This window comes from Aliiroseovarius crassostreae (assembly GCF_025137635.1).
Classification (GTDB): Bacteria; Pseudomonadota; Alphaproteobacteria; order Rhodobacterales; family Rhodobacteraceae; genus Aliiroseovarius; species Aliiroseovarius crassostreae.
Genome location: NZ_CP080772.1, coordinates 1,579,509 through 1,592,012 on the forward strand (window position 1 = coordinate 1,579,509; position 12,504 = coordinate 1,592,012).

Genomic DNA, 12,504 nt, shown 5'->3' on the forward strand with positions numbered 1-12,504 from the left:
GGACTGTTATGAATGATCGTCTGCCCCATGAAAAAGGGTTCCACATCAGCTGGGACCAGATCCATCGCGATTCTCGGGCGCTGGCATGGCGTCTGGACGGACAGGGCCCGGATGATGGCGCATGGCGCGCGGTTGTGGCCATTACCCGTGGCGGCATGGCCCCTGCGATGATTGTCAGCCGTGAGCTCGACATTCGCACCGTGGATACGATTTCCGTGCGCTCTTACCACCATCAGGCCCAGGGCGAGGCGGAAGTCTTGAAAGCGCCGGATGAAAAGATCATGGGCGACGGCGAAGGCATCCTGATCATCGACGATCTTGTCGACAGTGGCAAAACGCTGGAACTGGTGCGGCAAATGTATCCAAAAGCGCATTTCGCAACGGTTTATGCCAAGCCCAAGGGCCGCCCTCAGGTGGACACGTTCATCACTGAAGTCAGCCAGGACACATGGATTTTCTTTCCCTGGGACATGGCGCTGCAATATGTCGAACCCTATCGGGGCAAAGACTGACCACCACAGAAAAGCAAACTGGCAGGCAATCTGACAGACAAAAAACACCCCGGTCCCGCGACCGGGGTTTTCTTTTACCCCCTTGAACAGAATGCAAAAAAGGTGCCCATGCAAAGCATTGGACACCTCAGAATTGCCAATTCACCAAAAAAGACGACAGGCGTGTTATTCGGCAGCTTCCGGCGCATCAGGCGCTTCGGGCTGCGATTGCGCGCCCCCGCCCTGATCGTCGGATTTCACATCCGTTTTGGGCTTGGCCGGACGGCGCGGTTTGCGCGGTTTGGCCGGGGCCTTTTTGGGCTTGCTCTCAGGTGTTTCGACCAGCCCGCTATCTTCGGGCGCCTCGATCAGATCAGGTTGCTCAGCCCCTTCCAGAGTGGCATCAGCGGGCGTATCAACGACGTCGGCGGATGTGTCTGCCTTACGCTCTCGTTCGTCCTTTTCACGTTGCTGGCGCTCGCGGTTTTGCTGTTCTGCCTGCTGGCGCCGGGCATCCACTTCGCGCTGCGCTTCTGCCAGAATGCGCGTATAATGCTCAGCATGCTGCTGAAAGTTTTCACCGGCCACCCGGTCATTCGACAGGAAAGCATCGCGTGCCAGCTGGCTGTATTTCTCGATTATCTGCTGCGGCGTGCCACGCACCTTGCCCTCTGGGCCCGAGCTGTCAAATACGCGGTTGATGATATTGCCCGGATTGTTCCGGTTGCGGTTCGACTTATTGCGCGAGCGGGACTTCGAAGATCTCATTAGCTTTTGCTTTCAGCCTTGTCATAGGCAAGTGGTCGCAAGGACCAGTGTTGTCTCGGACAGGGCGCGAAGGCGCATCCACAGGTCCGTTTTTGGGGCTTAAAGTCGACCGATGTCCCAAAGGACTACCGCCATCGACATCTCTTTCGTAACCATCACCGACAGGAGAGACAAGTGCAATCTGCCTGTTTCATACGGAAAACGCGTTTTTTCCACATTTTTGCGCATCATTTTGCGCAGTCAGAGACCAAAATGCGGGATGGACTATTGCAGTATAGCACAAACCACCCGATCCCGGCCATCCATATCCTGTTTGATCTGAACATCGGACAGGCCAGCCCCCCCAAACATCGCGGCCACCGCTGCCCCCTGCGTGGGACCAATTTCAACCATCACCCGCCCGCCCGGCTGCAAAAAACGGATCGATTGAGCGGCAATTTCGCGATACGGTTCCAACCCGTCCCCGCCCGGCGTCAGCGCCATATGCGGCTCCCAATTCAGCACATCCTGCGCGAGACCAGCCATCTCATCGGCTGCAATATAGGGTGGGTTGGAGACGATCAGGTCAAATCGACCGTGAACGGGTGCAAACCAACTGCCTTTGAGAAAGGAAACACGCGGCAGAACGCCAAGGGCCCTGGCATTTTCGCAAGCCACCTCAAGCGCCGCGGGCGACAGGTCCACCCCCACCCCCTGCGCGCCCTCACATTCAGCCAGAAGTGTCACAAGGATGCAGCCTGATCCCGTGCCCAGATCCAGAACCCGCCCGAACGGCGCCTGCAGGGCCAGTGAGACCAGTTCTTCGGTCTCAGGGCGCGGATCCAGCACATCCTGAGTGACGCGGAAATCACGCCCATAGAAATGGCGTTTGCCCACGATCTGAGCCACCGGCTGGCGGGCAATCCGGGCCTCGATGGCTTGGTCGAACCTTTGTTTCTGATCCGCGCTGACCGGGTCAGGCAGCGCCAGCGTCAGACGTCCGCGATCCATCCCCAGGGCGTAAGCCAGCAGCGCGCGCGCATCCCCCGCTCCACCCTCAATACCCGCCTCAGAAAGCCGCCGCACACCCTGCACCAGCAGCATCTGTGCCGTCAGATCAGGCGCAGTCATGTGTCCATCTCAGCCAATTGTGCGGCCTGGGTTTCGGCAATCAGCGCGTCAATCACCTCGTCCAGATCCCCGTTCATGATCTGGTCAAGCTTGTAAAGCGTGAGGTTGATCCGGTGGTCCGTCATGCGCCCTTGCGGAAAATTGTAGGTGCGGATCCGTTCCGAGCGATCCCCTGAACCGACCTGTGATTTCCGGTCCGCCGAGCGTTCATCGTCAATCCGTTGCCGCTCCTGATCATACAGTCGGGTTTTCAGAACCTGCATTGCGATCTCGCGATTGCGATGCTGGGATTTTTCCGAACTGGTCACAACGATGCCGGTTGGCAGGTGAGTGATCCGCACCGCAGAATCGGTTGTGTTCACATGTTGTCCCCCCGCGCCGGAGGACCGCATCGTATCAATGCGGATATCATTTGCGTCGATCTGGATATCCACATCTTCGGCTTCCGGCAGAACCGCCACGGTTGCCGCAGAGGTATGGATCCGCCCGCCACTTTCGGTTTCCGGCACGCGTTGCACCCGATGCACACCGCTTTCAAACTTGAGACGTGCAAAGACCCCCTCGCCCTTCACATGTGCGGTGACGTCTTTCACTCCTCCCAGTTCCGACAGGGACTGCTGCATGATTTCGAACTTCCAGCCCTGCGTTTCGGCGTATCGCTGATACATACGCAGCAGATCACCGGCAAAAAGCGCCGCCTCATCCCCGCCGGTGCCGGGGCGGATCTCAATCATTGCCGGGCGACTGTCCGCCGCATCCCTGGGCAAAAGTGCAAGCCGCATCCCCTGCTCAGCCTCGGGCAGGCGGGCGGTCAGCTGGGGCAACTCTTCTTCCGCCAGTTCCCGCATCTCCGGATCGCCCATCATCACCTCGGCCTCTTCGATATCGGCCAGGAGCTGCTTATAGGCTGCAATTTCCTCCACCACGGGTTTCAGCTCCGCATATTCACGGCCAACCGCGGCGATTTCATCGCCGGACAGACCTTGTGACATGCGCGCTTCGAGAAATTCGAACCGCTCGGTGATCGCGTTGAGTTTTTCCAAAGGAACCATGAAGATCGGTCTGTCTTATTGCCGGGTTTTGGTCAAGAGGCCGGACCGTGATATACTGACCTCATGCGCCATTTCCTTCTTATCACCATGCTTGTCGGCCCGGCAGCCCAGGCAGATGTGACCGCCCCCAGTGGGCGGGTGATCGACTGTTATTGCACCGACAGTCAGGGCGGACGGGTGGAGCTGGGTCAGGAAACCTGTCTGTTCGTGGACGGGCGCGCCTTCATGGCCTTATGCGACATGAGCCTGAATGTCCCGATCTGGCGCGACACGGGCCGCGCCTGCCTCTCGTCCCGGCTGGGCATAAAGCAGCTTGAGCCAGTTGGAGAGCCGGGCAGCATTGACCCCAAGATCTGAGCGGCCGATCACCAGGTGCGAATGGATATGCAGATGCCCGTCTGCAACCCAGATCCGGGTGATGTCAGGAAAGCCGAACAGGCGCGAGCGATGCACGAAACTGTATCCATCGGCAGCGGGACGTTCTTCCGTGCGCGGGGTCTTACGAACCAGATCCAGCAAGCGCGCGACACCACCTTGCGGCAATTGCCCCAGTGGCAGCACGTATTTCACGCCACCTTCCAACGTGTGCTGACCACGGGGTTGCGGCCCCGGATGGTCCGCCAGACGCCCGGTGGGAAGCGGTGCCCACCGACTATAGCCGGCCAGAGCCACCACCCCCAGCATCGCCAATGCGACAAGCCCTGCCAGCAGCCAAATTCCAGTTTGCATTCCGATCACCTCTGCACATTTCGCGCGGCGCACTATCATGGCTTGGGGCAGGATGCGAGCCTTCCTCAACGGAAATCTTGAGGCGGGGAAGAAAACCGCCGGGTGTCCCGTTCCGGGCGGCCTCCCCCTGATATGATCATATGTCGGACAAAAAGAGTGTCAGCGTCGGGTCCAGGCCCAGAGATTCAGTATCTCCATCGCCACATGCGCCCCGGCAATCGCCGTGGCCCCGGTGGTATCAAAAGGCGGGGACACCTCAACCACATCCCCGCCAACCAGATGGATGCCAGCAATATCGCGCAGAATGATCGACGCCTGCGCGGAGGTCAGCCCCCCCCAGACCGGCGTTCCGGTCCCCGGCGCAAACGCCGGATCCAGACCATCAATATCAAAGGTCAGATAGGTTTGATGTGTTCCCAGAATAGATTTGATCTTCTTCGCCACCGCCTGCGGACCGGTCTCATGCACTTCACGCGCATCAATGATATTCACACCAAGCGTGTCTTCGTTTGTGGTGCGAATACCCACCTGGACCGAACGCCGGGGGTCTACGATCCCCTCTTTCACCGCTTTGTAAAACATGGTGCCATGATCCACCCGCGTAAGGTCATCATCGGGCCAGGTGTCGGTGTGCGCATCGAATTGCAACAGGCTCAAAGGGCCATATTTCTTGGCATATGCGCGCAAGATCGGATAGGTGATGTAATGATCCCCGCCCAGCGTGAGCGTTGCACAATCCTGATCCAGAATGCCGGCGATATGTTGTTCCAGCGTGGTCGGAAACTGGGCGGTATTCGCATAGTCAAACGCCAGATCACCATAATCGGCGATGGCAAACTCGCTGAGAACATCAAAGCCCCAGCCATAGGCCGGATCAGGGGATTGCAATGCCGACGCTTCACGGATCGCCCGTGGACCCAGACGGGTGCCGGGGCGGTTGGTGACAGCCTGATCAAACGGCACCCCGGTCACGGCAATATCCACATTGCGCAGATCCTTGGTGAAGGTGCGTCGTAAAAAGGATGTGACCCCCCCAAAGGTATTTTCAAAAGACAACCCCTTGAACCCGTCACGAGTGATCGCGGTGTCCACCTCTTTGCTGGCGTCTTCCAGTGCCATGGTCTTCTCCTGTTGGATGTGGCCCTTGTCTGACCAATGCTTTTGGCCTGCCTAACACATTGCGTGCAGACAATCCAGAAATTTGATCAAATAAAGATCACTTCACTGGCTGCCGCTTTTCAACCAGTCGCGCAAAGAAGCTGGCCCCATAGGGGGAAGCGTCGTCATTAAAATCATATTCCGGGTGGTGCACATACGGCCCCTCGCCCTGTCCGAGATAGAGGTAGGCCCCTGGTCGCTCTTCCAGCATATAGGCAAAATCCTCCGCCCCCATGGAAAGACCGCCATTTCCATCAACCCGCGCCTCCCCAGAAAGCTCACGGGCAATCCCAAGCGCAAATTCGGTCTGCTCCGCATGGTTCACAGTCGCGGGATAGCCGCGATCATAGACCACCTCTGCCGAAACATCGAACCCCGCAGCAAGCCCGGCCACAATCTCGCGCACCCGCCTTTCCGCCAGGTCCCGGACCTCTGGTGTGAAAGAACGGATCGTCGCCTCAAGCCAGGCGGTTTCCGGGATCACGTTATCCACTGTGCCGCCATGCACCTGCGTGACGGAAATCACCAGCTGCTCCATCGGCGGCAGGTTGCGACTGACAATGCTCTGCAGCGCCTGAGCAATCGAGACCAGCGCCATGATCGGATCACGGCATTCGTCCGGATGCGCCCCATGCCCCCCGACGCCGGTCACATTGACCCGCAGCGTGTCCTCCGCCGCCATCAACGGGCCGGGCATGGTGATGAAACTGCCCAGCTCTTCACCGGGAAGATTATGAAGAGCGTAAACCTCCTGGATGCCAAACCGGTCCATCATGCCGTCATCGCACATGTATTTTGCGCCGCCGAAATTTTCCTCGGCTGGTTGGAAAATCAGCGCCACGCGCCCTGAAAAATTGCGGGTTTCCGCAAGATACCGCGCCGCGCCGAGCAACATGGTTGTATGGCCGTCATGCCCACAGGCATGCATCATGCCGTCCGTTTGCGACGCATATTCCAACCCGGTCATTTCTTGCATTGGCAGGGCATCCATATCGGCGCGCAAGCCAATGGTTGGGCCTTCTCCCTGCCCATTGATCACGGCCACCACCCCCGAGACGCCAATTTTCTCGTGAATTTCATCCACGCCAAACTCTCGCAGCCGCTCCATCACATAGGCGGCAGTCTGGTGACATTCGAGCCCAAACTCCGGATGGGCATGCATCCAGCGCCGCCAGGTCTTCATATCTTCGCCAAAATCAGCGATACGGTTGATAACGGGCATGGGCACCTCCTTTAACTCACGCCTGGCAACTGAAGGCAGGCTTTCCCGAAACGAAGGGCAATTGCAATGACGAATACATCTGACCAGATTGTGCACAACTCCAATGGCGGGCCCAATGGCGGGATGGAGCGTTTGCGTGAAATCATGCGGCGCCTCAGGGATCCTAAGTCGGGATGCCCCTGGGATATCGAGCAGGACTTCTCGACCATAGCGCCCTACACGATCGAAGAGGCCTATGAGGTGGCAGATGCAATCGAACGTGAAGCCTGGGAGGAGTTGAAAGGCGAGTTGGGGGATTTGTTGTTTCAATCCGTTTTCCACGCACAGATGGCCGAGGAAAAGGGGCTGTTCAGCTTTGATGATGTGGCCAATAGCATGTCAGACAAAATGGTTGCCCGCCATCCTCATGTATTTGGCAACGAAAGCCGGGATAAATCCGCCGAACAGCAGACGCGGGATTGGGAAACCATCAAGGCAGCGGAACGCGCGGCAAAGGCGCAAAAAGGTGTGCTGGACGGAGTGGCCATTGGCCTGCCCGCCCTGCTGCGCGCTGCCAAATTGCAAAAACGCGCGGCCCGCGTTGGGTTTGACTGGCCCGAAACCACGCAGGTCCTCGACAAACTTCAGGAAGAGGCACGCGAATTGGTCGAGGCAAAAAACCGGCTGACCCAGGATGAAATCCGCGAGGAAATGGGGGATCTGCTGTTTGTCATCGCCAACCTTGCCCGCCATCTGGACGTCGAACCCGAAGAGGCGCTGCGCAAGGCCAACGCCAAATTTGAGCGGAGATTTTCCTATATTGAACAACGCCTTGCAGAACAGGGCCGACAGCCGGAAGACAGTTCATTGGACGAAATGGATGCCCTTTGGAACGAGATCCGCGCCGCGGACAAACTGAAAAACGGATAAAACCGGCGATCTTTTGCCTGATTTTTTTAATCAGGTATTGACCGAAGTGTTTTTGTCGGGTTTAAGACGCGCAACGAAATTGATGCTCCAAGGAGTCGCATGATGACCTTCGCCCGCACCCTCACCGCTGCACTTGCCCTGACCACAGCCCTGCCCGTCATGGCCTCGGCCGACGAGGTGAATGTTTATTCCTATCGCCAGCCCGAGCTGATCCAGCCGCTGATGGACGCCTTCACCAAGGAAACCGGCATCGACGTGAACGTGGCCTTCCTGAAAAAAGGCATGATCGAACGTCTGGAAGCAGAAGGAAAACGGTCGCCCGCCGACCTGGTGCTGACCACCGATATCTCTCGTCTGAATGGCGTTGTGGAAGCGGACCTGACCCAGCCTGTACAATCCGAAACACTGGAAGCAAATATCCCGGCTGAGTTCCGTGACCCCGCAGACCAGTGGTTCGGCCTGACCTCACGCGCACGCATCGTTTACGCCTCGAAAGACCGTGTGGCCGAAGGGGACGTGACCACTTATGAAGATCTGGCTGATCCGAAGTGGAAAGGACGCATCTGCACCCGGTCCGGCACCCATTCCTACACCCTGGCGCTGGTTTCGGCCTATCTGAAACACCATGGTGCAGAGGCCACCAAGACCTGGCTGGAAGGGGTGAAATCCAACCTCGCCCGCAAACCGCAAGGCAATGACCGCGCACAGGTCAAGGCGATCTGGGCCGGCGAATGTGACATCTCGATCGGCAACACCTATTACATGGGCAAGATGCTTTCGGATGAGGAGCAGAAAGCCTGGGCCAACAGCGTGAACGTGGTGTTCCCGGTCTTCGAAGGGGACGGCACCCATGTGAACCTGTCGGGCATGGCATTGACCAAACACGCGCCGAACAAGGACAATGCTGTGAAGCTGATGGAATTCCTGTCCTCGCCGGAAGCGCAGGAAATCTATGCAGCGCAGAACTTTGAATACCCGATTGCACCGGGCACCGAGGCGGATGACTTGGTGAAAAGCTGGGGCAGCTTTACCGCTGACAGCCTGAACCTGATGGAGGTGGCCAAGGAACGCCCCGCCGCATTGAAGCTGGTGCAAGAGGTTGATTTCGACGGCTAAGCACTGCGCCAACCACCTGACATCAAAAGAAAAAACCGCCCGGAGAAATCCGGGCGGTTTTCTTTTATTCCATGGCGCGCGACAGCATGTCAGCCACCTGATCACACAGCGGCAAGCGCGCTTTAAACACATCCTCATAAGGCACAAACCGGGCTTCCAACGCGTCATCAGCCGCTGAGGGCTCCCCGCCTTCATAGCGGCACTTGATCCCCAGAAGAACGTAATGAAACGCCGGTTCGCCCTGCCCCGGAAGCGGTGGTTTGATCACCTCCTGCAGGTCCAAAAACCGTTCAGCAGAGGCCCGCACGCCGGTTTCTTCGAAAAGCTCCCGACACGCCCCCTCCTCAAGCGTTTCACCATATTCCAACCGTCCACCGGGAAAACCCCAAAGACCTGCATCCGGTTCATTCTTGCGCTGCACCAAAAGCACGTCCTGACCACGCAGAACAATCGCAAGGACGGCCAGGACAGGTTTGGGCATCACAGCATATCCTTGAGATAACGCCCGGTGTGACTTTCCACGACCTTTGCAACCTGTTCCGGTGTGCCCTTGGCCACAATCGCCCCCCCGCCATCGCCGCCCTCTGGCCCGATATCAATAATATGATCTGCCGTTTTCACCACGTCGAGATTGTGTTCGATCACCACAACAGAATTCCCCTGATCCACCAATTCATGCAAAACTTCCAACAGCTTACGCACATCTTCAAAATGCAGTCCGGTGGTGGGTTCATCCAGAATATAAAGGGTGCGTCCGGTTGAGCGCTTTGACAGCTCCTTTGACAATTTCACCCGCTGCGCTTCGCCACCAGACAGGGTGGTGGCCTGCTGCCCCACCTTGATATAGCCCAGACCAACCCGCATCAGCGCGTCCATCTTTTCCCGGATCGTAGGCACCGCCTGAAAGAATTCCTGCGCATCCTCGACAGTCATATCAAGCACATCTGCAATCGACTTGCCCTTGAAAGTGACCTCAAGCGTTTCCCGGTTATAGCGCGCGCCCTTGCATGTTTCGCAGGTGACATAAACGTCGGGTAGGAAGTGCATTTCGATCTTGATGACCCCATCCCCCTGGCAGGCCTCACAACGCCCCCCTTTGACGTTGAAGCTGAACCGGCCTGGCTTGTATCCACGGGTTTTCGCCTCGGGCAGCCCGGCAAACCATTCGCGGATCGGGGTAAAGGCGCCGGTATAGGTCGCCGGGTTCGAACGCGGTGTGCGCCCAATCGGACGCTGATCAATGTCGATCACCTTGTCCAGATGCTCCAGCCCCTTGATGGTCTCACAGGGCGCAGGTGTCTGCCGCGCACCATTCAGCCGCATCGAGGCCGTCTTGAACAGCGTCTCGATGGTCAGGGTGGATTTGCCACCACCGGACACCCCGGTCACACATACAAATTTGCCCAACGGGAAATCGGCTGTCACATTTTTCAGGTTGTTTCCCGTGGCCTTTTTCACGGTGATTTTCTTGCCATTTCCCTTGCGCCGTTCTGAAGGGACCGGGATTTCACGCACACCGGTAAGGTATTGACCCGTAATGGAATCAGCGGTTTCGGCAATTTGCTGCGGCGTGCCACGGGCGATGATCTCGCCCCCGTGCACCCCTGCCCCCGGCCCGATATCCAGAACGTAATCTGCCTCGCGAATGGCCTCTTCATCATGTTCGACCACAATCACCGTGTTGCCCTGATCACGCAGGTTCTTGAGCGTTTGCAGCAACCGCCCATTATCGCGCTGGTGCAGACCAATCGACGGCTCATCCAACACGTAGAGCACACCGGTCAGACCCGATCCGATCTGGCTTGCCAGCCGGATCCGCTGACTCTCCCCACCCGAAAGTGTGCCGGAATTGCGCGCAAGGGTCAGGTATTCAAGGCCGACATTGTTCAAGAAGCCCAGCCTCTCGCGGATCTCTTTTACAATCGCGCGGGCGATCTCTGCCTTTTGCGGCGAAAGCGACTTTGGCGCCTCTTCGATCCATGCCAGCGCCTCGCGGATCGAAAGCTGCACAACCTGCCCGATATGCATCAGGTTCTCTGCCGGACCGATTTTCACCGCCAGCGCCTCGTCCTTCAGACGATAGCCGCCACACGCCCCGCAAGAACGGTTGTTCTGGTAGCGTTCAAACTCCTCCCGCACCCAGTTGCTGTCAGTTTCACGATAGCGCCGTTCCATATTGGGAATAACACCCTCAAATGGCCGCGTGACTTCATAAACCCGCCCCCCTTCATCAAATCGGAAGGGGATCTCTTCCCCACCAGATCCGTAAAGAAAGATCTGCTGCACATGTTTTGGCAGGTCCTTCCAGGAGGTGTTCCGGTCAAATTCGTAGTGTTTTGCAATGCTCTCAATCGTTTGCAGAAAATAGGGGGATTTGCCCTTGCGCCAGGGCGCCAGCGCCCCGTCATAAACTTTCAGGGTCACATCCGGCACCACAAGGCGTTCATCGAAAAACAGCTCTTTCCCCAGACCATCACATGCCGGGCAGGCCCCAAACGGGGCGTTGAAGGAAAACAGGCGCGGCTCGATCTCGGGGATGGTGAAACCACTCTCGGGGCAGGCAAAATTCTCGGAGAACGTGAAATTTTCCGGCTCTCCCTCTCGCGGGGCTGTTTCCAGAACGGCAATGCCATCAGCCAGGTCCAGCGCGGTGCGAAAACTGTCAGCCAATCGCTGCGCCATCCCCTCGCGCACCACAATCCGGTCCACGACAACATCAATATTATGGCGAAACTTCTTATCAAGCGTGGGGGGCGCATCAAGCTCATACATCTCCCCATTCACCTTGACGCGCTGGAAACCCTTCTTCTGAAGCTCTTGAAATTCCTTCCGATATTCACCTTTTCGGTCACGCACGATCGGGGCCAGCAAATAGGCACGCGTGCCCTCCTCCATCGCCATGACCCGATCCACCATATCCTGGACCTGCTGCGCCTCAATCGGCAGGCCGGTGGCAGGTGAATAAGGCGTGCCCGCGCGGGCAAAAAGCAGGCGCAGGTAGTCGTAAATTTCCGTGACCGTGCCGACGGTTGAACGCGGATTTTTGGAGGTGGTCTTTTGTTCGATGGAGATCGCGGGCGACAGACCCGCAATATGATCCACATCCGGTTTTTCCATCATATCAAGGAATTGGCGCGCATACGCAGACAGGCTTTCGACATAGCGTCGCTGCCCTTCCGCATAGATCGTATCAAAGGCAAGCGAGGATTTCCCCGACCCGGACAGGCCGGTGATCACCACCAACTCGTCACGCGGAATATCCACATCAATCGACTTGAGGTTATGTTCGCGCGCACCGCGCACCTGGATTTCCTTAAGCTCGGCCATTTTGCCCCCTTTGCCGCGCCGATCTCTCCTGCGCAGCCCTGTTCACTTAGCTTTAACCGATAGGGCAAACAGCCCATTGGGACAATCGAAAAGTGAGAACATAGACGGAACATCCTGACATGCGGCAAGAATTCACCAAATCACATCTCTTTTTTTGAATATTTGTAGGGAGGTCATATTGACCGCCCCCTGCACCGCTCTATATGCCTTGCACAAGCATCAAGAGAGGCAAAACATGTTCGGGTTCATGATGGGCGGCGCGAAAATGGCTCCGCAAGACGCGGTTCGTAAAGCCAAGGCAGGCGAAATCACCGTGATTGATGTTCGCGACGCGGGCGAAGTGCAGATGACCGGCAAAGCCAAGGGAGCACTGGTGGTTCCCCTGTCCGTGATGCCTTTTCAATGTGACCCCAAAGGGCCAGATTTCAACAAGGCGATCGACCCATCCAAACCGGTCGCCCTTTACTGCGCCTCAGGTGCACGCTCAGCGATGGGCATCCGTATCCTGAAGAAACTGGGATATGATGAGGTCTATAATATCGGTGGCCTCGGCCACTGGCATCAGGCAGGTGGCGAGGTCACCCGATAAGATCCCGACAATGGAAAAACCCGCGCCAGATCA

General features: G+C 57.5%; 12 protein-coding genes. 4 read left to right on the top strand and 8 right to left on the bottom strand.

The genetic code is table 11. The features are described 5' to 3' along the window. Positions 1-8: 8 nt before the first annotated feature. Complete coding sequence (gene gpt / locus K3J57_RS07540; RefSeq protein WP_173486977.1) at positions 9-512, top strand: xanthine phosphoribosyltransferase; 504 nt, start codon at positions 9-11, stop codon at positions 510-512. Between the two features lie 165 nt (positions 513-677). Here the strand turns inward: gpt and K3J57_RS07545 are convergent, their stop codons facing one another. The 6 genes from K3J57_RS07545 to K3J57_RS07575 all read right to left on the bottom strand — a co-directional run bounded on the left by K3J57_RS07545 (position 678) and on the right by K3J57_RS07575 (position 6,530). Next, positions 678-1,259 carry a DUF4167 domain-containing protein gene (locus tag K3J57_RS07545; RefSeq protein ID WP_259795310.1) on the bottom strand — a complete coding sequence of 194 codons (582 nt, stop codon included), beginning with the start codon at positions 1,257-1,259 and terminating at the stop codon, positions 678-680. A 264-nt stretch (positions 1,260-1,523) separates the two neighbouring features. Then, on the bottom strand, positions 1,524-2,354 hold the full coding sequence (prmC, locus tag K3J57_RS07550) for a peptide chain release factor N(5)-glutamine methyltransferase (RefSeq protein WP_375542836.1): 831 nt from the start codon (positions 2,352-2,354) through the stop codon (positions 1,524-1,526). A gap of 11 nt (positions 2,355-2,365) precedes the next feature. Further along, positions 2,366-3,421 carry a peptide chain release factor 1 gene (prfA, locus tag K3J57_RS07555; RefSeq protein ID WP_055191812.1) on the bottom strand — a complete coding sequence of 352 codons (1,056 nt, stop codon included), beginning with the start codon at positions 3,419-3,421 and terminating at the stop codon, positions 2,366-2,368. 231 nt (positions 3,422-3,652) lie between these two features. After that, positions 3,653-4,150 (bottom strand): DUF1499 domain-containing protein, encoded by a 498-nt coding sequence (locus K3J57_RS16045; protein ID WP_311196465.1) that lies wholly within the window; start codon positions 4,148-4,150, stop codon positions 3,653-3,655. Between the two features lie 159 nt (positions 4,151-4,309). Continuing rightward, a complete protein-coding gene (gene speB, locus K3J57_RS07570) occupies positions 4,310-5,269 on the bottom strand; it encodes an agmatinase (protein WP_173486972.1) in 960 nt (319 codons plus the stop codon). Between the two features lie 97 nt (positions 5,270-5,366). Beyond that, positions 5,367-6,530, bottom strand: coding sequence for a M20 aminoacylase family protein (locus K3J57_RS07575; protein ID WP_259795312.1), 1,164 nt, complete (start codon positions 6,528-6,530; stop codon positions 5,367-5,369). A gap of 66 nt (positions 6,531-6,596) precedes the next feature. On the opposite strand from K3J57_RS07575, the gene mazG reads away from it, so the two are divergent. Together mazG and K3J57_RS07585 are read left to right on the top strand one after the other, a co-directional pair. Further along, positions 6,597-7,439, top strand: coding sequence for a nucleoside triphosphate pyrophosphohydrolase (gene mazG / locus K3J57_RS07580; RefSeq protein WP_259795313.1), 843 nt, complete (start codon positions 6,597-6,599; stop codon positions 7,437-7,439). A gap of 102 nt (positions 7,440-7,541) precedes the next feature. Continuing rightward, positions 7,542-8,555, top strand: a complete 1,014-nt coding sequence (locus K3J57_RS07585) for a Fe(3+) ABC transporter substrate-binding protein (RefSeq protein ID WP_259787037.1) — start codon at positions 7,542-7,544, stop codon at positions 8,553-8,555. Between the two features lie 64 nt (positions 8,556-8,619). Here K3J57_RS07585 and K3J57_RS07590 read toward each other — a convergent pair whose 3' ends face one another. Next, positions 8,620-9,036, bottom strand: coding sequence for an NUDIX hydrolase (locus K3J57_RS07590; protein ID WP_259790389.1), 417 nt, complete (start codon positions 9,034-9,036; stop codon positions 8,620-8,622). After that, the gene (uvrA, locus tag K3J57_RS07595) at positions 9,036-11,882 is read right to left on the bottom strand and encodes an excinuclease ABC subunit UvrA (RefSeq protein WP_259795314.1); all 2,847 of its coding nucleotides are present in this window, start codon (positions 11,880-11,882) and stop codon (positions 9,036-9,038) included. Before uvrA ends, K3J57_RS07590 begins: the two co-directional genes overlap by 1 nt. 235 nt (positions 11,883-12,117) lie before the next feature. On the opposite strand from uvrA, the gene K3J57_RS07600 reads away from it, so the two are divergent. Next, entirely contained in the window at positions 12,118-12,471 is a 354-nt protein-coding gene (locus K3J57_RS07600; protein ID WP_055191797.1) for a rhodanese-like domain-containing protein, read from the top strand. Positions 12,472-12,504 lie beyond the last annotated feature (33 nt).

Bases quoted from the DNA above. Each gene is read 5' to 3' on its own strand.
- K3J57_RS07600 (WP_055191797.1), top strand. From the start codon at position 12,118: ATGTTCGGGTTCATGATGGGCGGCGCGAAAATGGCTCCGCAAGACGCG.
- K3J57_RS16045 (WP_311196465.1), bottom strand. From the start codon at position 4,150: ATGCAAACTGGAATTTGGCTGCTGGCAGGGCTTGTCGCATTGGCGATG.
- prfA (WP_055191812.1), bottom strand. From the start codon at position 3,421: ATGGTTCCTTTGGAAAAACTCAACGCGATCACCGAGCGGTTCGAATTT.
- gpt (WP_173486977.1), top strand. From the start codon at position 9: ATGAATGATCGTCTGCCCCATGAAAAAGGGTTCCACATCAGCTGGGAC.
- K3J57_RS07585 (WP_259787037.1), top strand. From the start codon at position 7,542: ATGACCTTCGCCCGCACCCTCACCGCTGCACTTGCCCTGACCACAGCC.
- uvrA (WP_259795314.1), bottom strand. From the start codon at position 11,882: ATGGCCGAGCTTAAGGAAATCCAGGTGCGCGGTGCGCGCGAACATAAC.
- K3J57_RS07545 (WP_259795310.1), bottom strand. From the start codon at position 1,259: ATGAGATCTTCGAAGTCCCGCTCGCGCAATAAGTCGAACCGCAACCGG.
- K3J57_RS07590 (WP_259790389.1), bottom strand. From the start codon at position 9,036: ATGCCCAAACCTGTCCTGGCCGTCCTTGCGATTGTTCTGCGTGGTCAG.
- K3J57_RS07575 (WP_259795312.1), bottom strand. From the start codon at position 6,530: ATGCCCGTTATCAACCGTATCGCTGATTTTGGCGAAGATATGAAGACC.
- speB (WP_173486972.1), bottom strand. From the start codon at position 5,269: ATGGCACTGGAAGACGCCAGCAAAGAGGTGGACACCGCGATCACTCGT.
- mazG (WP_259795313.1), top strand. From the start codon at position 6,597: ATGACGAATACATCTGACCAGATTGTGCACAACTCCAATGGCGGGCCC.